General features: G+C 62.9%; 23 protein-coding genes. 9 read left to right on the plus strand and 14 right to left on the minus strand.

Annotation, left to right across the window (positions count from 1 at the left end):
• Positions 1-24: 24 nt before the first annotated feature.
• Positions 25-2,211, minus strand: a complete 2,187-nt coding sequence (locus ACNFCJ_RS08385) for a patatin-like phospholipase family protein (protein ID WP_416770789.1) — start codon at positions 2,209-2,211, stop codon at positions 25-27.
• 71 nt (positions 2,212-2,282) lie between these two features.
• On the opposite strand from ACNFCJ_RS08385, the gene ACNFCJ_RS08390 reads away from it, so the two are divergent.
• Together ACNFCJ_RS08390 and ACNFCJ_RS08395 are read left to right on the plus strand one after the other, a co-directional pair.
• On the plus strand, positions 2,283-2,570 hold the full coding sequence (locus tag ACNFCJ_RS08390) for a SelT/SelW/SelH family protein (protein ID WP_179576274.1): 288 nt from the start codon (positions 2,283-2,285) through the stop codon (positions 2,568-2,570).
• Positions 2,571-2,681: 111 nt separating this feature from the next.
• Complete coding sequence (locus tag ACNFCJ_RS08395) at positions 2,682-3,176, plus strand: hypothetical protein (RefSeq protein WP_416770790.1); 495 nt, start codon at positions 2,682-2,684, stop codon at positions 3,174-3,176.
• 115 nt (positions 3,177-3,291) lie between these two features.
• Here ACNFCJ_RS08395 and ACNFCJ_RS08400 read toward each other — a convergent pair whose 3' ends face one another.
• From ACNFCJ_RS08400 to ACNFCJ_RS08410, 3 genes are all read right to left on the minus strand, one after another.
• Complete coding sequence (locus ACNFCJ_RS08400) at positions 3,292-4,143, minus strand: DMT family transporter (RefSeq protein ID WP_416770791.1); 852 nt, start codon at positions 4,141-4,143, stop codon at positions 3,292-3,294.
• On the minus strand, positions 4,140-4,475 hold the full coding sequence (locus ACNFCJ_RS08405) for a tRNA-binding protein (protein WP_106733969.1): 336 nt from the start codon (positions 4,473-4,475) through the stop codon (positions 4,140-4,142). The genes ACNFCJ_RS08400 and ACNFCJ_RS08405 overlap by 4 nt, the downstream gene beginning before the upstream one ends.
• Before the next feature lie 152 nt (positions 4,476-4,627).
• Positions 4,628-5,374 carry an AraC family transcriptional regulator gene (locus tag ACNFCJ_RS08410; protein ID WP_416770793.1) on the minus strand — a complete coding sequence of 249 codons (747 nt, stop codon included), beginning with the start codon at positions 5,372-5,374 and terminating at the stop codon, positions 4,628-4,630.
• A 134-nt stretch (positions 5,375-5,508) separates the two neighbouring features.
• Here ACNFCJ_RS08410 and ACNFCJ_RS08415 point away from each other — a divergent pair, with 134 nt between their 5' ends.
• Together ACNFCJ_RS08415 and ACNFCJ_RS08420 are read left to right on the plus strand one after the other, a co-directional pair.
• Positions 5,509-6,321, plus strand: coding sequence for a UDP-2,3-diacylglucosamine diphosphatase (locus ACNFCJ_RS08415; RefSeq protein ID WP_074675017.1), 813 nt, complete (start codon positions 5,509-5,511; stop codon positions 6,319-6,321).
• Entirely contained in the window at positions 6,318-7,346 is a 1,029-nt protein-coding gene (locus ACNFCJ_RS08420; RefSeq protein ID WP_416770795.1) for a glycosyltransferase family 4 protein, read from the plus strand. The genes ACNFCJ_RS08415 and ACNFCJ_RS08420 overlap by 4 nt, the downstream gene beginning before the upstream one ends.
• 152 nt (positions 7,347-7,498) lie before the next feature.
• On the opposite strand, the gene ACNFCJ_RS08425 is transcribed toward ACNFCJ_RS08420, so the two are convergent.
• From ACNFCJ_RS08425 to ACNFCJ_RS08435, 3 genes are all read right to left on the minus strand, one after another.
• Positions 7,499-8,887, minus strand: coding sequence for an adenylate/guanylate cyclase domain-containing protein (locus ACNFCJ_RS08425; RefSeq protein WP_416770797.1), 1,389 nt, complete (start codon positions 8,885-8,887; stop codon positions 7,499-7,501).
• Positions 8,888-9,045: 158 nt separating this feature from the next.
• On the minus strand, positions 9,046-9,633 hold the full coding sequence (locus ACNFCJ_RS08430) for an HD domain-containing protein (protein ID WP_416770798.1): 588 nt from the start codon (positions 9,631-9,633) through the stop codon (positions 9,046-9,048).
• Positions 9,634-9,700: 67 nt separating this feature from the next.
• Positions 9,701-10,018: an Mpo1-like protein gene (locus ACNFCJ_RS08435; protein ID WP_106733975.1), complete on the minus strand. Its 318-nt coding sequence runs from the start codon at positions 10,016-10,018 to the stop codon at positions 9,701-9,703.
• 130 nt (positions 10,019-10,148) lie between these two features.
• Between ACNFCJ_RS08435 and ACNFCJ_RS08440 the strand changes: the two genes are divergently transcribed.
• Positions 10,149-11,162 (plus strand): AraC family transcriptional regulator, encoded by a 1,014-nt coding sequence (locus ACNFCJ_RS08440; protein ID WP_416770799.1) that lies wholly within the window; start codon positions 10,149-10,151, stop codon positions 11,160-11,162.
• Between the two features lie 14 nt (positions 11,163-11,176).
• Here ACNFCJ_RS08440 and ACNFCJ_RS08445 read toward each other — a convergent pair whose 3' ends face one another.
• Both ACNFCJ_RS08445 and ACNFCJ_RS08450 read right to left on the minus strand, forming a co-directional pair.
• Positions 11,177-12,631 (minus strand): TrkH family potassium uptake protein, encoded by a 1,455-nt coding sequence (locus ACNFCJ_RS08445; protein ID WP_416770801.1) that lies wholly within the window; start codon positions 12,629-12,631, stop codon positions 11,177-11,179.
• Between the two features lie 3 nt (positions 12,632-12,634).
• Positions 12,635-14,089, minus strand: a complete 1,455-nt coding sequence (locus ACNFCJ_RS08450) for a TrkH family potassium uptake protein (RefSeq protein ID WP_416770803.1) — start codon at positions 14,087-14,089, stop codon at positions 12,635-12,637.
• Between the two features lie 150 nt (positions 14,090-14,239).
• Between ACNFCJ_RS08450 and ACNFCJ_RS08455 the strand changes: the two genes are divergently transcribed.
• Together ACNFCJ_RS08455 and ACNFCJ_RS08460 are read left to right on the plus strand one after the other, a co-directional pair.
• The gene (locus tag ACNFCJ_RS08455; RefSeq protein ID WP_037002400.1) at positions 14,240-14,611 is read left to right on the plus strand and encodes a YkgJ family cysteine cluster protein; all 372 of its coding nucleotides are present in this window, start codon (positions 14,240-14,242) and stop codon (positions 14,609-14,611) included.
• Positions 14,612-14,930: 319 nt separating this feature from the next.
• Positions 14,931-15,491: a nitroreductase family protein gene (locus ACNFCJ_RS08460; protein WP_099525353.1), complete on the plus strand. Its 561-nt coding sequence runs from the start codon at positions 14,931-14,933 to the stop codon at positions 15,489-15,491.
• 12 nt (positions 15,492-15,503) lie between these two features.
• Here the strand turns inward: ACNFCJ_RS08460 and ACNFCJ_RS08465 are convergent, their stop codons facing one another.
• The 5 genes from ACNFCJ_RS08465 to ACNFCJ_RS08485 form a co-directional block, all read right to left on the minus strand.
• Entirely contained in the window at positions 15,504-16,832 is a 1,329-nt protein-coding gene (locus ACNFCJ_RS08465) for a sensor histidine kinase (RefSeq protein ID WP_416770804.1), read from the minus strand.
• 63 nt (positions 16,833-16,895) lie between these two features.
• Positions 16,896-17,309 (minus strand): Spy/CpxP family protein refolding chaperone, encoded by a 414-nt coding sequence (locus ACNFCJ_RS08470; RefSeq protein ID WP_179576283.1) that lies wholly within the window; start codon positions 17,307-17,309, stop codon positions 16,896-16,898.
• A 134-nt stretch (positions 17,310-17,443) separates the two neighbouring features.
• The gene (locus tag ACNFCJ_RS08475; RefSeq protein ID WP_416770805.1) at positions 17,444-18,121 is read right to left on the minus strand and encodes a response regulator transcription factor; all 678 of its coding nucleotides are present in this window, start codon (positions 18,119-18,121) and stop codon (positions 17,444-17,446) included.
• A gap of 3 nt (positions 18,122-18,124) precedes the next feature.
• Positions 18,125-18,499, minus strand: a complete 375-nt coding sequence (locus tag ACNFCJ_RS08480) for a translation initiation factor 2 (IF-2, GTPase) (protein ID WP_416770806.1) — start codon at positions 18,497-18,499, stop codon at positions 18,125-18,127.
• Positions 18,500-18,540: 41 nt separating this feature from the next.
• A complete protein-coding gene (locus ACNFCJ_RS08485) occupies positions 18,541-18,840 on the minus strand; it encodes a YciI family protein (protein ID WP_074940120.1) in 300 nt (99 codons plus the stop codon).
• A 120-nt stretch (positions 18,841-18,960) separates the two neighbouring features.
• Here ACNFCJ_RS08485 and ACNFCJ_RS08490 point away from each other — a divergent pair, with 120 nt between their 5' ends.
• On the plus strand, positions 18,961-19,827 hold the full coding sequence (locus tag ACNFCJ_RS08490) for a PHP domain-containing protein (protein WP_416770807.1): 867 nt from the start codon (positions 18,961-18,963) through the stop codon (positions 19,825-19,827).
• A gap of 13 nt (positions 19,828-19,840) precedes the next feature.
• Positions 19,841-20,467: an L-threonylcarbamoyladenylate synthase gene (locus ACNFCJ_RS08495; RefSeq protein WP_143507254.1), complete on the plus strand. Its 627-nt coding sequence runs from the start codon at positions 19,841-19,843 to the stop codon at positions 20,465-20,467.
• The last annotated feature ends 36 nt before the right edge of the window (positions 20,468-20,503 follow it).

A 20,503-nucleotide genomic window follows, 5' to 3' on the forward strand; every position in this document is an offset into this window, starting at 1 on the left:
GCGCATATGCGCGGCCTCGTCGTTTCAGAAACTCTTGCCCAGATTGAGATACAGCGCCTTCTCCCGCTCGTCGTTGAAGCCATAGCTGAAGTTCAGCGGGCCCAGCGGGGTGTCCAGGCCGAGGAAGATGCTGGCTGCGTTGATATAGCCGCTGTCGAAGGCGTTGTCGTTGTTCCAGGCGCGGCCGCGCTCCAGCGACAGGCCCAGGTACAGCGGGAAGTTCAGCGGCAGCATCGAGGTTTGCGTCATGCGCCGGTAGTAGATCATCCGTGCCAAGGCCATGTTCTGGCCGCTCAGCGAGTCCTGGCGAAAGCCTGACAATTCCTGGGCACCGCCGAGAATGAAGCCCGAGGTAACCACCTCCGCCTGATCCAGCGTGCGCCCGTAGCGACCGCCGAACAGCCAGGTATTGGGGCCGTGGCTATAGGCCTTGTCCAGTTTCAGCTGCCATTGGCGATATTCTTCGTCCGAGCCCAGGCCGCGATCATATTTGCGCAGCATCAGACCGATGTCCTCGCCTGTGCGCGGGAAGTCGAGATTGTCCAGGGTGTCGAAGGAGTACAGCAGCTCGTAATACCCTTCACTGAAGCTGAAGCTGGGCAGATCGCGTTCGCCGACGCGCACATCCGCCTCGCCCCAGGCCTGGGCGATACCGAAGCGAATCTCGCCGTTGTTGGCGATCTGCCGACCGAGGTTGAGACCGTAGCCGTAGCGCTCCAGGCGATATTCGGCGATCGGGTCGTTGTCCAGAATCGCTTCGACGTTCTGCGCCTCGCCGAACAGGTAGGGCGCGACGAAGTAACGTGAGCCGGCGTCCAGCGGCTGATAGAACTCGCTGTAGAGCTCCTGGCGGTCACCTAACTGCAAGCGAGTCAGCCATTCGGCACCGAGCTCGTTGATGCCATTGATGCGGTAACTGGCGCCGATATTGAAGGCGCTGTCGCCGCGCATGTCGTCGGACAGGTTCAGCCCCAGGCGCAGATAGTCGGTGCCGGTGCGCTTGCCGCGGGCATCGATCACCAGGGCGCTACCGCGCTCGTCCAGTGGCTCTACGCGGTATTGCACGCGCTCAAAGTAGTCCAGACCGTAAAGGGTGCCCATGTCTTTTTGCAGGCGATCCATGTCCAGTGGCTCGCCGAGCGGTTGGCGAATGTGCCGGCGAATCACCGCGTCGCCGACTTTCGAGTCGTTCTCCACATGGATCTCGCGAATCACCGGTGTGCGCTGTTCGCGCGAGCGCGCCATGGCCAGTGCCGGGTTGCCGGCACTGCCGGTGCGCAAGCGAGCCAAACGCTCTGCCTGAATCTGTGTGGCGCGATAGCCGGCCTCAATCATCTGCTCGCCACGATTGAAGTCGGCGACGCCAAAGCCAGCCAGAGGTGGCAGGATCAGTACGTCGTCCGCTTCCAGCGTTTCGAGTTGCGCCTCGGAGTTCTTGCGCATCATCAGGTTGATCGACTGGTTCATCACGTCGACGACGGTGAGCAGCTCCTTGGCCGGTTTCAGTGGCATACCCAGGTCGACGACGATGACGTGATCGACGCCCATCTGTCGCGCCACGTCGATGGGCACGTTGTTGACCATGCCGCCGTCGACCAGCAGGCGACCGTCTACTTCCACCGGGGCGAACACCGCCGGGATCGACATGCTGGCGCGCATCACCTGCGGCAGGTGGCCGTTGCCCATAATCACCTGTTCGCCCGTGACCACATCGGTGGCCACGGCGCGATAAGGGATCGGCAGATGATCGAAGTCGCGAGTGGCACTGCGGTGTACCAGCAGACTTTCCAGTAGCAGCGCCAGGTTCTGGCCCTGGATCACGCCCAGCGGCAGGCCAAGGCTGCCGTCGTCGCGAAAGCTGAGCTTCTGCTTGATCAGGAAATCGCGGTCGTCCTGCTTGCGCCGGAAAGGTACGTCCTCACGTGGCGGTGAGTCGGACAGTGCCTGTTGCCAGTCCAGTTCCAGCGCCAGGCGTTCAAGTTCCGCCACCGAATAGCCGGCCGCGTACAGCCCGCCAACGATGGCTCCCATGCTGGTGCCAGCGATGGCGTCGATGCGAATACCTTGTTCCTCCAGCGCCTTGAGCACGCCAATGTGCGCCAGGCCACGGGCGGCGCCGCCGGACAACACCAGGCCGACGCGGTCGGCGGCGATGACGGGCAGGCTGGAGAGAGCGAACAGGCAGAGCAACGAAAAGAGCAGGCGGCGCATGGCGGATTCCGGCAGGAGCAAAGACAAAGGCCGTTATTATAGGCATCAAGCCCCACAGTAGAGCCGCTGCCATGCCGGATCAGAAGCCCGAAATCGTCATCACCTATTGCACTCAGTGTCAGTGGCTGCTGCGCGCCGCCTGGCTGGCTCAGGAGCTGCTGAGCACCTTTGCCGACGAGTTGGGCCGGGTCAGTCTGGAGCCAGGCACCGGTGGCGTTTTTCGCATCCTCTGTGATGGCCAGCAGATATGGGAGCGCAAGGCCGATGGTGGCTTCCCAGAGGCCAAGGTGCTCAAGCAGCGGGTGCGCGATCTGATCGATCCAGGTCGCGATCTGGGCCACAACGACCGCGCCTCATAAAGTAAGTATCAGAAGCTTTACCCCTTCTTTACAAAGGGTTTACCCCGATCCAGCCACTGCGAGCGAATAATTTGCCTCGGGCCGATATGGCCATTCTGTGAGAGGTGAAGTATGTCGCTGCAACGCTCCGTGATCCTGATATTGATGAGCCTGGTGCTTTCTGCCCAAGCGCTGGCAGGCCCGCCTGGTCCTGGCGGGCCAGCGCCAGGTGGCCCTGGTTGGGGTAAGTGGGGACCGGGCCCTGGCGGCCATCGCCATGGTTTGCCGGATGGCGCTCGTGAGCTGTGGATTGGCAGCGTGCTGTACTTCGTCGCAGCAGGCACCTACTACCTGTGGAACACCAACGCCCAGCGTTATGAGGTCGTCACACCGCCGCCAGTCATACAAGGCAACAGCGTCGCCAGCTATGAAGTGATCGCCTATCCAGCCAACGGGCAGAGTGTCGAGCAACAGGGGCGTGATCGTTATGAGTGCCATAGCTGGGCGGTGGGGCAGAGCGGTTTCGACCCTGCCACCACAACTCGTCCGGTGGGTGCCGACGCCACTGAGCGTTATCGCCGGGCATTAGGCGCCTGCCTGACGGGGCGTGGTTACAGCGTCAACTGATAAGCAGGGCGCATGTCTATTGGATGTTGCAGGAGCCGGTTCGCTGGCGATGATCACCGCATCGCCGGCAAGCCGGCTCCTACATTTGCCTGCGTTGCAGCAAGGCGTTCAGGCGTCAACGCGCCATCCGCGCTGATACCAATATTGCGCTGACGATCAGCAGGCCGCCGGCCAGCATGCGCAGAGTCGGCTGCTCGCTGAACAGCCACCAGGCGAACAGAATCCCGTAGACCGGCTCCAGAGCGAAGATGACCGCCGTGGTGCGCGCCTTGAGCACGCGTAGGCTGGCGACGAACAGGCTGTGCGCCAGGCCCGTGCAAAAGATGCCGAGCATCGCCAGCCACAGCCAGTCCACCGGGCGCACGCTGGGCAGCAGTGGCCAGGCTAGCGGCAGGAAGCAGATCAGCACCGTGATGTTCTGGTACAGAGCAGCCTTTACCGGATCTAGGCCACGGGTGCTGGCGCGGTTGAGCAGTGACAGTAGGGCGAACAAGAAGCCCGATAGCACGGCCCACAGCAGGCCGACGGTGGCGTCGCTGTCGAGACTGAATTCGGGCGTGACCAGAATTAGGCCCAGGCATACCACGCCGACCATGGCGAACTCGCCGGGGCGGGTGCGCTCGCGAAACAGCAGGCCCTCCAGCAGGACGGTGAAGGCCGGGAAGCTGGCGAAGCCCAGGGTGGCGATGGCCACGCCGGAGACTTTCACCGCTTCGAAGAAGGTGACCCAATGCGTGCCCAGCAGCAAGCCGCCGAGTGCCAGCAGGGCCATCTGCCTCAGGCTAGGACGCACCGCATTGCGGCTGCGCCAGAGCGTGGCAGCCAGGCCCAGAGCGAGCACGGCAAAGAGTGCGCGGCCGCCTGCAATCATGTTCGGCGTGGTCGCCGCGAGTTTGCCGAAAATGCCCGACAGGCCGAACAGCAGGGCACCTAGGTGAATCGCCAGCAGGGCGTTACGCTGCGTCATGCCAGGCGCGCACCGTTGGGCAGTGGCTGGTCGAAACCTGCCAAGACGACGCGGTTCTCGCTGTCATAGACACCGGTGACCAGCACTTCCGAGCGCACCCCGGCGATTCGTTTAGGGGCGAAGTTGCAGACGCACAGCACCTGACGACCTATCAGCGCGTCGCAATCGTAATGCGCGGTGATTTGGGCGCTGGAGGTCTTGATGCCCAGTTCGCCGAGATCGACTTCCAGCACGTAGGCTGGCTTCAGCGCTTTTTCATTGGGACGAGCGTTGCGAATGGTGCCGACGCGCAGCTCCACCTTCTCGAAATCCTGCCATTCGATGGTTTGCATAAGGTACTCCTTCGATGATGCGGCGCAGTCTAGGGCTGCGTGCGATAGCTGTCTGTCGCGGGAGTGGTGAGTTTTGTCGCCAGGCTATCGAGGAAAGTTGCGGGCATCGTTAACGGCCGGATGCCCGGCGCACCCTACGGTTCGTGTGCTTGTTAACGCGTGCGGCGCAATTGCCGTGGCGTTATGCCCAGGTGGCGGGAGAGGGCGGCGGTGAAGGCGCTCTGCGAGTTGTAGCCGACCCGTGCGGCGATTTCGCCAACCGCCAGGTCGCTGCCACGCAACAGCTGTTCGGCGAGTTGCAGGCGCCGTTGGCGAATATGTTCCATCGGCGTGCGCCCGGTCTCGGCGAGGAAACGCGCATGGAAGCGCGCTACCGACAGACCGGCCAGGCGTGCCAGATCTGCCACCTGCAGCGGATGCGCTGCGTGCTGTTCGATATAGCGATCCAGGGCTGTCAGCGGCAAGCCGGTCGTCTCGGCATGCTGGCGGCTGCAGGCCAGGCTGCCGAGCAGCAAGGCCGCACCCTGTCCAGCGATGATTGGATCATTGATCGGGCTGCTGGCCAACCAGTTGAGTAGCTGCCCCTGCGAGGGATCAAGTTGCAGTGCGTTGGGTTTGTCCAACAGACGCTGGATGTCGCTCGCATGGTGGCCAAGCTGGCGCTCCAGCCAGTCATTGGCCGGCAGGTCCAGCACCAGGCATTGGCTGCCACGCGGGCTGCCGCAGGTGTGGCGCGCTTCGGCTGGTACCACGGCCAGGTGATGGCGCAGTACCTGACTGCCCTGGCCGTCCACTTCGAATTGCAGCTCGCCCGCCAAGCCGAACACCAGTTGCGCGTGATCGTGGCTATGGCTGAGCACTTCGTGGCTGTAGTGACGCAGGGACATGGTCGGGAGCATGGTGGTTTCCTCGGCAACCGCCGCAGTGTAACGCCTGGGGCGCGGCAATGCCGTGTCATGGAACTGTCTTTTTCCCGTCACAAGCCTTACACCGCGACACCTCAAGCTCGACTAAACCCAGCCGGAGGTCGCCCATGACCAGCGCCCAGCTCGCCAAGCCCAGCCGCAAGCAACGTGTCCGTACCCTGTGGATTTCCGACGTGCATCTCGGTACGCGTGATTGCCAGGCCGAGCATCTGGCAGCGTTTCTCAAGCGTTACCACGCCGACCGTATCTACCTGGTAGGCGACATCATCGATGGTTGGAAGCTGCGTGGCGGCATCTATTGGCCGCAGGCGCACACCAATGTGATCCGCCGCCTGCTGACCATGAGCAAGCGCGGCACCGAGGTGATCTACGTCACCGGCAACCACGACGAATTCCTGCGTCGCTACTCCAGCCTGCTGCTGGGCAATATCCAACTGGTCGACGAGGCCGTGCACGTCACGGCCGATGGTCGGCAACTGCTGGTCATCCATGGCGACCAGTTCGACGTGATCACCCGCTATCACCGCTGGCTGGCCTTTCTCGGCGACTCGGCCTACGAGTTCACCCTGACCCTCAATCGCTGGCTCAATCACTGGCGCAGCCGCTGGGGCTACGGTTACTGGTCGCTGTCGGCCTACCTCAAGCACAAGGTCAAGACGGCGGTGAACTTCATTAGCGACTTCGAGGAAGCCATCGCCCACGAATGCGTCAAGCGCGGGCTGCAGGGCGTGGTTTGTGGTCACATCCACCATGCCGAGATTCGCCAGGTGAGTGGCGTGGAATACATGAACTGCGGTGACTGGGTGGAGTCCTGTACGGCGCTGATCGAGCACTGGGATGGGCAGATCGAGCTTTATCGTCTGGCCGAGGCGCAGCTGGCCAGCGAGGAGCCGGCTGTCGCCCTCGAGACCGGCGCATGAGGATACTGATCGTCTCCGACGCCTGGGCGCCTCAGGTCAATGGCGTGGTCACCAGTCTGGCTGCGCTGGTCGGCGAACTGCGTGGGCTGGGGCATCAGGTCAAGCTGCTGTCGCCCGCCGATTTCCGCGCCGTGCCGTGCCCCACTTATCCGGAAATTCCGCTGGTGTGGGATCTGTGGCGCGTGGGGGCGGCGATTCGCGACTTTCGCCCGGACTGCGTGCATCTCGCGACCGAGGGACCGCTGGGGTGGGCAGCACGGCGTTGGCTGGGCAAGCGCGGGCTGGCGTTTTCCACGGCGATCCACACGCGCTTCCCGGAGTACGTCAGCACACGCTGGCCGTGGATTGCGCCGCGTTGGGGGTATGCCTTCCTGCGCGTTTTTCATCGCCCCAGCCAAGCCGTGCTGGTGACCACCGAGCGCTTGCGTGAAGAGTTCGCCGGCTGGGCTCTGCAGCGGCTGCAACTGTGGCGCAAAGGTGTGGACACCCGGCTGTTTCGGCCGGACGAGACGCGCCCCCGACCTGTGCGACCGGTGTTTCTCTACGTCGGACGCATCGCACCGGAAAAGAACCTACAGGCTTTTCTCGATCTGGACCTGCCCGGCGAGAAACGCGTGGTCGGTGACGGACCGCAGCGTGAGGTGTTGCAGCAGCAGTATCCGTCGGTGCGTTTTCTCGGCTATCGCCATGGCCAGGCGCTGGCCGAGATCTATCAGCAGGCCTCGGTGCTCGTGTTCCCCTCGCGTACCGATACCTATGGCCTGGTGATGCTGGAAGCGCTGGCTTGCGGTACGCCGGTGGCTGCGTTTCCCGTGGCCGGGCCACTGGATGTGCTGCAGCAGGGGCTCAGTGGGGTGATGGACGAGGATCTGCGCGTCGCCTGCCTGGCTGCGCTGGAGCTGGATCGGGTGCGTTGCGCAGAACTGGCGGCAGCGCAGTCCTGGCGCGCATCGGCGCTAGAGTTTCTGGCGTTGCAGCCGTTGATCGATGGGAAGCCGGCGCTGGCTGAGGCACTGGAGGCGTAGGACGTATTGCCGGTAAGGCGTACCGGGACGCCGGCCGCTCGGAAGCAGTACGCCGTCGTATGTGTGGAGCACCGGAAAACGGCGGACTGTTCGCTTCGCTCCTGAGTCCGCCCTACGAGCGGCCGGCGTTCCGGTCCGACAACTCGGTGTCCTTACAGAATGACCTTGTCGCGCAGCTTTTCGGCGGCCTGGTTGAGTGCCTGGATCACCCGTTCCTTGTCGAAGTTCTGAATACCGTTGGTGTCCAGGTACATGGAGAAGCCCGGCAGTTCGTGCTCGACGTAGCTGGAGGTGGCGCCCAGGTCGCGGCGGAAGTCCACCACCTGGTAGATCTGTACCGGGCGGGTGAAGCCCTTGACCGTGATCTGGCCCTTGTCGCGGCACATGATCACGTCTTTGACCAGCGAATAGGTCTCGTGGGAGATCAGGATCTCGCCGGATTCTGCGGCGCTCTCCAGTCGGCTGGCGAGGTTCACGTCGCGGCCGATGATGGTGTAATCCATGCGCGTATCGGCGCCGAAGTTGCCCACCGTGCAGTAGCCGGTATTGAGGCCCATGCGAATTTCCAGAGGTTTGGTGATGCCCTGGGCGCGCCACTGTTGGCGCAGCACCTTCATGTGCTTGCGCATGGCGATGGCCATGGAAACCGCTGCGACCGCATCCTTCTTGGCGCCATTGCTGCTGGGGTCGCCGAAGAACACCATGACGCAGTCACCGATGAACTTGTCGATGGTGCCGCCGTATTTCAGGGTGATCTTCGACATTTCATTGAGGTAAGTGTTGAGCAGGTCGGTCAGCGCCTCGGCTTCCAGCTCTTCCGACAGTTCGGTGAAGCCCTTGATGTCGGAGAAAAACACCGTGAGCTTCTTGCGCTGGGTTTCCAGGCGCACGCTTTTCTTGCCGGTGAAGATCGACTCCCACACCTGCGGTGACAGGTATTTCGCCAGGTTGCGCGCTAGGCGTGCGGCCTTTTCCTGCTCACGCTTGATCTCGCTGCGCACCTGGGCCAGGCGCAGGCCTTGCTGGTTGACGAAATAAGCGGTGATGCAGATGTACAGGGTGGCGAAGAGGATGCTGACCAGCGCCACCAGCGTTGGAGTGTCGGTATTGGGATGAACGCCCACCAGCGCGGCGCACAGTGCCATGCCGCTGCTGGCCACCAGCAGCGACAGGCTAAGATAACGCAGCCCACCGATGACCAGTGCGCTGAAACACAGGATCAGTAGGAACATCAGGCTGGGTACGACGGAGAAGCTCAGCAGCACGCAGGACGCGCCTGCGTGCAGGGCGTCGACGAATAGCAGGGCCAGGTCGGTCTGCTGCGGATAGTCGCGCTTGAAACGGCGGCTGAGATTGTGCGCCAGATGGGGATAGAGCAGGGCGTAGGGCACCATCCACAGGATGTCGTAACCGAAGTGCCCCACGTAGGTGCCGGCGGCAATACTGGCAGCCGTGGCGATATAGGCCAGCACGCGCGAATAGTATTCACGCAACGGCGGCGTCGGCAGCCCGTTGGCACGGCTAGGGGTTGCTGGCTTCATCTGCTGGAACTGTCCCTGCTGGATTTCTGGCGCCTCTACTGGACGCCTGGCTGGTCGGCAAGACCTGAGCCAGAGGCTCGCTGGGCGGCGATCATAACCAAGGGGGCGGCGGCCAGCCAAGCACGACCGTCGAACGGTGGCGCAGCAGAGGCCAGCGGTCAGGTGCTGGTGCTGTCCATGGCGGCCAGGTAGATGGAATTCTTCGGTCGGGCGAACACGCGCTGCAGCATGGGTTCGAAGAAACTTAGCGGCAAGCTTTCGTAGTCCGGGTCGAAGGCAGCCGCGTCGTACTTGGCACAGAAATCGATGGTCGCCTGGTATTGCGGGTGGTCCTTGAATTGCTCGCGCAGGTGGCGATCCATGCCCAGGTGGTGGAAGAAGTAATAGCCCTGGAAGATGCCGTGTTTCTCCACCATCCAGTGGTTCTCGGCACTGACGAAAGGTTTGAGGATAGCCGCGGCAATGTCTGGGTGGTTGTAGCTGCCGAGCGTATCGCCAATATCGTGCAGCAGCGCGCAGATCACGTACTCCTCGTCACGGCCGTCGCGGTGGGCGCGGCTGGCGGTCTGCAGCGAGTGGGTCAGGCGGTCGACCGGAAAACCACCGAAATCGCCGTCGAGCAGGCGCAGGTGGGCGAGGATGCGGGCGGGCAGTTCGGTGGCGTAGGCGGCGAAGTCCTGGGCGATGATGGCCCAATCCTCTGCCTGGCCGTCTTGCATATGGGTGAAGCGGGCTCGGCTATTCATGGCATTTCTCGTTCTTGTTGTTCTGGGGCATGACGGTCAACCTTGCTGCGGCACGTGGGGCTGCGGGCTAGAAGCGGATACGGCCGGTAAAGGCATCCTTGAGCATCACCCAGTCGCCCATCAGGCTATACAGCGGGTAATCGAAGGTCGCCGGGCGGTTCTTCTCGAAGATGAAGTGACCGATCCAGGCGAAGCCGTAACCGGCCAGAGGCATGGCCAGCAGCCACAGCCATTGTTGGGTAAGCAGGGCATAGGCGAGGATCGTCAGCACCAGCAGGCTGCCGACGTAATGCAGGCGGCGGCACACGGGGTTGCTGTGCTCCTGCAGGTAGTAGGGATAGAACTCGGCGAAGCTCTGGTAGCGCTCGGTAGTCTGGGCGGTCATGGCGCACCTCCTGTTATTGTCTCTGTCGAGTGTAGGGTGGCTGTCTCCATCGGCCACTGACTTAAAGTGCCAGTCTAGTATCCTTGCGCCGCCAACCATGGCCTTGCTGATTGATCATAAGAACAAGACGATGAGTGAAAGAACCACCTCCTCCAACTGGGCATTGGCCATCGTGCAGGCGCTGGAGCTGGGCGGCGTCGACTGCGTCAGCCTGTTCGCCGAGCTGGGCATGGAGTACGCCGCGCTGAACGATCCGGATGCACGTTTTCCGCAGGACGGCATGACCCGCCTGTGGCAGCGCGCCGTGGCGCTGTCGGGCAACCCGGCGATCGGCCTGAACATGGCGCAGGTGGTACGTCCGGCGTCCTTCCATGTGGTGGGGTATGCGCTGATGTCCAGCCGCAATCTGCGCGATGGCTTCACCCGTCTGGTGCGCTATCAGCGCATCATCGGTGAAGGGGCGGACCTGAACTTCCTGCCGCAACCCGACGGCTACGCGCTGACCCTGGCCATTCATGGCGACCGTTTGCCGCCGGCGCGGCAGAGCGCGGAGGCTTCGATGGCCTACTGCCTGGCGTTCTGCCGCTGGATGACCGGCAAGTTGATCCGGCCGCGTGAAATTCGTCTGCAAGGCCCGGCACCCGCTGATCTGGCGCCTTATCAGCAGGTGTTCCAGGCGCCGCTCAAGTTCAACGCCGAGCACTATGGGCTGATCTTCGAACGTGCTGATCTGGAGGCGCCGTTGCCCAGTGCCAATGAGGCGCTGGCGCAACTGCATGATCGTTTTGCTGGCGAGTACCTGGCGCGTTTCTGCAGTAGCCGTGTCACCCATCAGGCGCGCCAGGTGCTGTGCCGCCTGTTGCCGCAGGGCGAGCCACGCCGTGAGGTGGTGGCGCAGGCGCTGCATCTGTCGCAGCGCACCTTGCAGCGACGCCTGCAGGAGGAGGGCACCAGCTATCAGCAACTGCTCGACGACACGCGCCGAGAGCTGGCCGAGCAGTATCTTGGCCAGGTCGACCTGACGCTGCTGGAGGTCGCCTATCTGCTGGGCTTTGCCGACCCGAGCAACTTCTTCAGGGCGTTTCGCCGCTGGTTCGGAGAAACGCCCGGTGAGTATCGCAGTCGCCGTGGACTGGCCGATTAAGGTCCATCAACCACTCAATGGCGCCAGAAGGCGGGGAACAACAGCACCAGCACCGTGAGGATTTCCAGGCGCCCGAGCAGCATGCCCAGGCTCAGTAGCCACTTGGCCGTATCGGGAATGGTGGCGTAGTTGCCGGCTGGGCCGACCATCTCACCCATGCCCGGGCCTACACCGGAAACCATAGCCGCCGCGCCGGTCAGGGCGGTGATCCAGTCCACGCCGCACATCGCTACTGCCAGGGCCAGCGTGGCGATGGTGATGGTGTAGAAGAAGGCGAAGGCCAGGATCGAGCGAACGATGTCTTCGTCCAGGCGGTGGCGGTTGTAATGCTGCTTGATCACCGCCCGGGGGTGAATGAGCTGCTTGAGGTTGGCCTTGAGCAGGATGTAGGCGACCTGGAAGCGGAATATCTTCAGGCCGCCGGCGGTGGAGCCGGAGCAGCCTCCGACGAAACCCAGGTAGAAAAACATCATGCTGGCGAACGGGCCCCACAGGTGGTAATCGCCCACGGCAAAGCCGGTGGTGGTCATGATCGAGGTGATGTTCACCGCCACCAGGCGTAGCGCATCGAGCCAGTACAGGTCGGTGGTGAGCCATTTCCAGCCAGCCAGCACGAACCAACTGCCCACCAGCAACAGCAGGAATCCACGTACCTGCGCGTCGCGAAACAGTGCGCGGTAGTTGCCACGCAGGGTGCTGACGTAGAGTACGAACGGCAGGCTGCCGAGCACCATCACCACGATGGCGACCCAGTGAACCGCAGGCTGCTGCCATTTACCCAGCGACGCGTCCGAGGTGGAGAAACCACCGGTGGCGATCGCCGACATGGCGTGGTTGATCGCATCGAACACGCCCATGCCTGCCAACCAGAAGGCCAGTACGGCGAAGGTGCTGAGGCCGACGTAGGCCAGCACCATGTACTTGGCGACCATGTGCGAGCGCGGCATGACCTTTTCCGAACGGTCCGAGGACTCGGTCTGGAACAGGCGCATGCCACCGATACGCAGGATCGGCAAGATCGCCACGGCCATGCCGATGAAGCCTATGCCGCCCAGCCAGTGCAGCAGCGAACGCCAGATCAGGGTACCTGGAGACATGTCGTCGAGGCCGCTGAATACGGTGGCGCCGGTGGCGGTAATGCCGGACATGCTCTCGAAGTACGCGTCGGTAATGCTTGCGCGTTCGGCGAACATGAATGGCAGCGCAGCGAAGATCGATACCATCACCCAGCTCGACACCGTCAGCATGTACATGTCGCGTGGGCGCAGTTGCGTCTGTTTGGGTCTGCCCTGGGCGATCATGGCGATGCCGACGAGTGCGGTGATCAGGCTCGACCAGAGGAAGGCATTGATCTTCTGGGGCTGCTCGAAAATCAACAGGGTGACCACCGGCACCAGCATGCTAAGTGCCAGGGTGATGAGGAAAATGCCGTTGATGAAGGCGAGGATGCGCAGGCTGGCGATGGGCATCGGTCAGTGTTTCCAGAAACTGCGGGTGACCAGCACCAGCACGGTCAGAATTTCCAGGCGGCCGAGCAGCATGCCGGCGCTGAGCAACCACTTGGCCGAGTCCGGCAGGCTGGCGAAGTTGCCTGCCGGGCCGATGATCGGACCCAGGCCCGGGCCGACGTTGCACACGGCGGTGGCGGCGCCGGTTAGTGCGGTGACCCAGTCCAGCCCGGTTAGTGTCAGGGCCAGGGCCAGCACGCCGATGGTGATGGTGAAGAAGAAGGAGAAGGTGATCATCGAGCGCACGATCTCTTCATCGAGATTGTGGTTGTTGTACTGCTGTTTGATCACCGCGCGGGGGTGCACCAGCTGCATCAGGTTGGCCTTGAGCAGCACGTAGGCGACCTGGAAGCGGAAGATCTTCAGGCCGCCTGCGGTGGAGCCCGAGCAGCCGCCGACGAAGGTCAGGTAGAAGAACAGCAGCACGGCGAAGCTGCCCCAGGTGGTGTAGTCGCCCAGGGCGAAGCCGGTGGTGGTGACCACCGAGGTGACGTTCACCGCCACGATGCGAAAGGCGTCGAGCCAGGCGTAGTCTGAGTTGATCCACAACCAGGTGCCGAAGACCAGCCAGGTCAGCAGCAGAAAACCGATGAAGCCGCGAACCTGATGGTCTTTGAACAGGGCGTTGCGATTGCCACGAATAAAGGCGACGTAAAGCATGAACGGCATGCCGCCGAGCAGCATCAGGACCACCGCTGTCCAATGCACGGCCGGTTCTGGCCAGTGCGCCAGGGACACGTCCGAGGTGGAGAATCCGCCGGTGGAGATCGCTGCCATGGAGTGGTTGATGGCGTCGAAAGGGCTCATGCCTGCCGCCCAGAAGGCCAGGAAACCCAGCAGGGTGAGGGCCAGATAGATCACCAACAGGTACTTCGCCGCCATGTGCGAGCGTGGCATTACCTTCTCGCCCCAGTCCGAGGATTCGGTCTGGAACAGGCGCATGCCACCGACGCGCAGCAGCGGCAGAATCGCCACGGCCATGCCGATGAAGCCGATCCCGCCGAGCCAATGCAGCATCGAGCGCCAGATCAGGATGCCGGGTGACATGCTGTCCAGGCCAACCAGTACGGTGGAGCCGGTGGTGGTGATGCCGGACATGGTTTCGAAGATGGCGTCGGTATAACTGATATGTGCAATCAGCATCAACGGCAGCGCGGCGAAGGCGCACACCACGGTCCAGCTACCGGTGGTTAGCAGGTACATGTCTCGCGGGCGCAGCTGAGCGTTTTGCGGTCGACCGGGAGCCACCAGAGCGAGGCCCGCGATCAGGGTGATCAGGCTGGACCAGAGGAAAGCGTTGAGATCTTCCGGGTGCTCGAAGATCAGCAGCGTCAGCATCGGAATGGCCATGCTGATCGCCAGGGTAATCAGGAATATGCCGATGATGAAACCGATGGTACGTAGCGTCGGCAAGGCCATTTAGGGGGCTCTGGCGGGTTGTAAAAGTGCGCCATTCTACCCGTGGACGGGCGGCTGTAAACCGCTGCACCAAGGGGCTTTACAAGCGCATCGCCAAGCATAGAATAGCCGCCAGTTGCCGACGTCCGTCGGTTTCCGAGTCCTCCCGAAATGTCCGAAGCTAATCCTTGCCTCACGTGCGGCGCCTGCTGCGCGTTTTTTCGTGTGTCCTTCTTCTGGGGCGAGTGCCAATCCGCGGGCGGTAGCGTGCCGGATGAGCAGGTTATCCAGATCAGCCCTCACTACGTCGCCATGCGTGGCACGGAGAGCAAACCGGCACGTTGCACGCAACTGTTGGGCGATGTCGGTTGTGGGGTGCGTTGCACCATGTATGAACAGCGTTCGAGTAGCTGCCGCGAGTTCGAAGCGTCATGGGCGAACGGTGAGCACAACCCTCGTTGCGACGATGCGCGCAAGGCTTACGGTCTGCCACCGCTCACCCCGCCGGTGCAGCCGGTGATATCGCCTGACCGCGTCGCCTGACGGCAGCTCAAAACGCAGGTAAAGCAGGGCATCGTCTGGACAGCCGAAGCGCGTATGTGGAGGGTGTCTCGGGGCGAAGCTTTGCCATTGCAGCGTTCTCTCGATTCGCGGCGGGGCGCCGCTCCTACAAGGCGATGCGGTGGCTGCGGCGTTTGCTTAGGAGCCCCGCCCCGGGGCGAAGCCTTTTGCTTTACGGTGTGTTTGCGATTCGCCGCGAGGCGCGGCTCCTACAAGACTCTTGCATACCGCTGAGCTTGCAGCTTGCAGCTTGCAGCTTGCAGCATTGAGAATGCGCCATCTTTGTTTTTGGAGGTGGCCGATGGAAGCTCTAGACGCTCTGCTCAACCGTGTTTCTGTTCCTCGTTTGGTCGAACCAGCCCCGGATGCCGCGCAGCGTGACCTGATGTTTCGTGCCGCCCTGCGCGCCCCGGATCATGGCCAACTGCGTCCCTGGCGTTTTCTGACGATCGAAGGGGCGGCGCGTGAACGCATGGGCGAACTGTTCGCCGAAGCCCTGCAGGTCGCCGATGCGCAGGCCGCGCCGGAGGCGCTGAACAAAGCGCGTGGCATGCCGCTGCGCGCGCCATTGCTGGTGGTGGTGATCGCTCGCGTGCAGGCTCATCCCAAGGTGCCGGCCTCCGAGCAGGTGATCGCGGCTGGCTGTGCTGCTCACGGCATGCTGCTGGCGGCTCATGCTCAGGGTATCGGCGCGGTGTGGCGCACCGGCGACATGGCCTACAACGCCCACGTGGGCAAAGGTCTGGGCCTGGCGGCGGACGAACAGATCATCGCCTATCTCTACCTCGGCACACCGGAGCGTGAGCTGCGCCGCGCCCCGGAAGTGGTCGTCGAGGATTTCGTCAGCGCCTGGCAGGGCTGATCGACACGCCCTTCAGTCTGCCTGCTGCCTGGCTGGCAGGCTGAGCGCGGCAACGAAGCCGCCTTCTGGATGGTTGGCCAGCAGCAGCTCGCCGCCATGGCGCTGCGCGGCCCGGCGTGCGATGGCCAGCCCGAGGCCGTGGCCGGTGCTGCTCTGACCGGGTGCACGAAAGAAAGGTTTGCCCAACTGCTGCAGGTGCTCGCTGGCCACGCCAGGGCCATGGTCGCGTACGCTCAGCGTGACGCTTGCACCCTGGCGCTGCATGCTGATGACGACAGGCTGATCCGGCGGGCTGAAGCGCAAGGCATTGCGTAGCAGGTTGTCCAGCGCGCGTTCCAGCATATCTGGCCAGCCTTCCAGGCGTGCCGCGGGGTCGAGATCGATCTGCAACTGTTGCTGTGGGGCGGTCAGGCGAGCGTCTTCCTGCAGTTTGCCGAGCAGGGCGGCCAGCTCGACGGGGTGGGCATCGCCCGGGTCTGCATCCAGGCGCGCCAAGGCAAGAATTTCGCTGATCAGCGCTTCCAGCCGGTCACACTCCTGACTCAGGCGTGGCCACAGCCTTTCTCGTTCTGCAGCATCGGCGCGCTCTGCCAGGGCCAGGGCGATGCGCAGTCGCGCTAGGGGCGAGCGCAATTCGTGGGAAACATCGCGCAGTAACTGGCGCTGGCTGCCGATCAAGCCCTGCAGTCGCTCGCCCATGCGGTTGAAGTCCTTGGCCAGCAGGCCCAACTCGTCCCGGCGGGTGGCCAGACGAGCCAGGCTGTTCTGCTGATAGGCGGTCTGACCGAGGTCATGCACGGCGCCGCGCAAGCGGTCCAGTGGGCGGGTGATCGACAGCGTCAGCATCAGGCTGAACAGCGTCAGCACCACCAGGGCAATAGCGATGGCGCTAAGCGGCCAGAACAGGCTGCCACGGTGCCAGGCTGCCAGTTCCGGGTGTGGAATTCGGTAGATGAACAGGTAGCTTTCGCCGCTTTCCGGGCTGGTGTATTCGGCGGTCAGACGCCGCCAGGGCAAGCGACGGTCGTCGCCATGACGCGCCTCGAAGGCTGCGGCACGGGACGGAAAAGTGCCTTTGACCAGTTGCTGGCCGTTCTCGCCAAGCACTTGCGTGTCTATGCGGTATTCGCGTTTGCGCTGTTCGAGAAAGTCCTGTGCGGCTGCTGGCCCCTGCTGTTCGTAGCGCTTGACCCATTTGCTGTCGAGGTCATCCAGGCCTGGGTGCAGGCTTAGAATCCAGGCGTCCTGATTGAGGGCGCGACCCAGCAGCAGCGACAGGCCGGCGACCAGTGCGATGCCCAACCAGAAGGTCGCCAGAATGCGCCAGAACAGTGAACGCACGGTAATTCCTCATGCAAAAGCCGCCGGGCTCTGGGAGCGCGGCGGCGGGTTTAGGGGCGTCGATCAGTTGCTCTTGCTGTCCTTCTCAGCCTTCCAGGCCTTGAATTCGGCCATCTCGGCGCGACGGGCTTCCATTTTTTTCTGGTGCTCGTCGAAGGCCTTCTGCTGCTCGGGGTTGAGCAGGTCACGCAGGGCCTTGTGCTGGTCGGCGCGAGCCTTGTCCAGTTCCTTCTTCATGGCCTGCTTTTCGGCTTCCGGCAGCTTGTCCAGGTAGCGCTTGGTGATGTCGCGATGGGTTTTCATCTGATCGCCCATCAGTTTGCGAAATTCCTGGCGCTGTTCCTTGCTCAGGTTCAGCTCCTTGAACATGCCGGGGCCGCGGTCGTGGTGGCGAGGGCCACCGTCTTGCATGGGCATGGCGAAAGCCAGGGTCGGCAGGGTGGCAGCGAGCAGCAGGGCGGTGAGGGTCTTGCGCATGGTGATTCTCCTTGTCTCGAAACCGGTAACGACCGGATGGGCTCAGTATGCGGCGGTCAAGGTCAAGGGCAGTCAGGTGTGGGTAAAGCTTGGGTAAAGGCGATGTTGCGGGTTATTTACGCTGCGCCAGGCAGTCACTGCGCGTAGTAATAACCGCGACTGCGCAAGGCAAGAATACGTGGGCGGCCATCCGGGTGCGGGCCGAGCTTCTTGCGCAGGTTGCTGACGTGCATGTCCAGGCTACGGTCATACAGCGTCAATTTGCGGCCCAGGGCGAGTTGCGCCAGGGCCTGTTTGTCCACTGGCTCGCCCGGCTGCTGCAGCAGGGCCTCCAGCAGGCGGCTTTCGGAAAGCGTCAGAGGAACGTCATGCTCGCCAATGCTGACCACCCCACGATTGGGGCTGAAGCGGAGGTCTCCCAGCTCCAACTGGCTGCTTGCCGGTGCGGGCACGGTGCGGCGCAGCACCGCGCGCAGGCGTGCGGTCAGCTCGCGAGGGTCACAAGGCTTGGCTAGGTAGTCATCGGCGCCTAGCTCCAGACCAAGGATTCGATCCAGTGGTTCGCCCCTGGCCGAGAGCATCAGCACTGGCAGTTCCGGATGCTCGCCACGCAATTGCTTGAGCAGCTCCAGGCCGCTGCCGTCCGGCAGCATGACATCCAGCACCACGGCCTCAGGCGCGTGCGTGACGAGGGCCTGGCGAGCGCCGCCGGCATCGTGGCAAGCCGTGACCTGAAAGCCTTCCTGGATCAGCCAGCGGGTCAGCAGCTCGCAGAGTTCCTGATCATCATCGATCAGCAGCAGTCGGTTCATGGGTTAGTTGATCCACTCACGACGGGTCTTGCGAGAGCCGCGCAACAGTGCGCCGAATACCATCGAGATCAGGCTCAGGGCAGCGCCAACGGCGAACCAGGTCTGTTCTTCGCTGAGCAGGCGAGGTTGAGCCTGAGCCTGGCTTTCCTTTAGTTGCATGCGCAGGCGCTGGTTTTCCTGGCGCAGGCGTTGCAGTTGCACGGCGCTGCTCGCTTCCTGCTCGTTGCGCAATTGCTCACTTTGCGCCAGGCGCTGCTCCAGCGCCTGGGTGTCGAGCGACGCTGCAGGGGTAGATGGCTCAGAGGGTTGTTCTTCTGCCTGTACCGAAGCACAAGTCAGTATCACGGTGACCAGCAGGGACAGCGGGATCGAGCGCATCGCGATTCCTTGTGTGCGAGAGCAGCGTTGGTAGAACTCTTTCAGGGCAGTACTTTCTTGAAGGGTTTGACCAGAACGTTGGCATACACTCCGGCGGTTCGATATGGGTCGGCGTCGGCCCATTTCTGCGCAGCTTCGAGGGAGTCGAACTCGGCAACCACCAGGCTGCCACTGAACCCTGCTGGGCCCGGATCGTTGCTGTCGACGGCCGGATGCGGGCCGGCCAGCAGCAGGCGGCCTTCCTGCTTCAACTGTTCCAAGCGAGCGAGATGAGCGGGACGGGTGGCCAGGCGATTTTCCAGGGAGTTTTCGACGTCGGTGGCGATGATGGCGTAGAGCATCTCAATCCTTATTTGGGGTCGAAGCGGGGAGGGATGAAGCATTTGCGCCACACGGCAAAAGCCTGCTTGCGGCGGATGTGGGGCATAATAACAAACATCAATCTCAACGAAAGCGCCGCCATGATTGTCGATTTGCACTGCCACAGCACCGCCTCCGATGGCGCCCTGGCTCCCGCCGTACTGGTGGCCCGAGCGCATGAACGGGGCGTGCGGCTACTGGCGTTGACCGATCATGACACCCTGGAAGGTCTCGATGAGGCGCGTCGTGCTGCCGAACCGTTGGGTATGAAGCTGGTCAACGGCATCGAGTTGTCCTGCACCTGGGGTGGGGCGACCATCCACGTATTGGGCTATGCCTTCGAGCGCGAGGCGCCAGCGCTGTGCGCTGCCATAGACGCCCTGCATCACGGGCGCTGGCAGCGTGCCGAGGAAATCGACCGACGCCTCTCGGCTAAAGGCATGCCGGGCGCACTTGAGGGCGCACGTGCTGTCCAACAGGAATTGGGCGACAGTGGCAACGCGCCGGCGCGTCCACATTTCGCTGAATTTCTTGTGCGCGCCGGCCATGTGCGCGATCGCGCCGAGGCGTTTCGCAAGTGGCTGGGCTCGGGTAAGTTGGGTGACGTCAAGCAACATTGGCCTATGCTGGAAGAAACCGTCGCCACTTTGCGTTCGGCCCGGGCCTGGATCAGCCTGGCGCATCCGTGGCAGTACGACTTTACTCGCAGTAAGCGTCGACGTTTGGTGGCCGATTTCGCGGCGGCTGGCGGTCATGCCCTGGAAGTGGTCAATGGCATGCAGCCGGCCGAGCAAGTCGGCGGTTTGGCGATTCTGGCGCGCGAGTTTGGCTTGATGGCCAGTGTCGGCAGCGATTTCCATGCGCCCGGCGACTGGTCCGAGTTGGGTATGTATCGCCCATTGCCTGATGACCTAACTGCGCTCTGGGAGCGCTTCGAACATGCACAGCCATCCGCTGTCACTTCATGAGCTGGGAGCAAGTGTGAGTCAATTTTTCCAGGTTCACCCGGAAAACCCACAGGCACGCCTGATAAAGCAAGCCGTGGAAATCATTCGTGGCGGCGGCGTGGTGGTCTATCCGACCGACTCCTCCTATGCGCTGGGCTGCATGATCGGTGACAAGAATGCGGTAGAGCGCATTCGCCGCCTGCGTCAACTCGACGACAAGCACAACTTCACCCTGGTTTGCCGCGACCTCTCGCAGATCGGCCTGTTCGCCAAGGTCGACACCTCCGCTTTCCGCCTGCTGAAGAATCACACCCCGGGCCCTTATACCTTCATCCTCAACGCCACCCGCGAAGTACCGCGGATGTTGCTGCACCCCAAACGTCGCACCATCGGCATCCGCGTACCCAGCCACCCGATCGCCCTGGCGCTGCTGGAGCAATTGGGCGAGCCGTTGATGAGCGTCAGCCTGATCATGCCGGGCGATGAGCTGCCGATGTCCGATCCCTACGAGATGCGCCAGATCCTCGAGCATCATGTGGACTTGATCATCGATGGCGGTTTTGGCGGTCTGGAGGCCTCTACCGTGGTCAATCTGGCCGACGACAGCCCCGAGGTCGTGCGCGTCGGTTGCGGCGACCCGACGCCGTTCAACGACCTCTGAGGCGAGGCCGGAAAAATCCGTCATGCCCGCGCCGGC

The sequence above is a fragment of the Pseudomonas sp. NY15364 genome (assembly GCF_048068235.1).
In the GTDB taxonomy this organism is placed as follows: Bacteria; Pseudomonadota; Gammaproteobacteria; order Pseudomonadales; family Pseudomonadaceae; genus Aquipseudomonas; species Aquipseudomonas mendocina_D.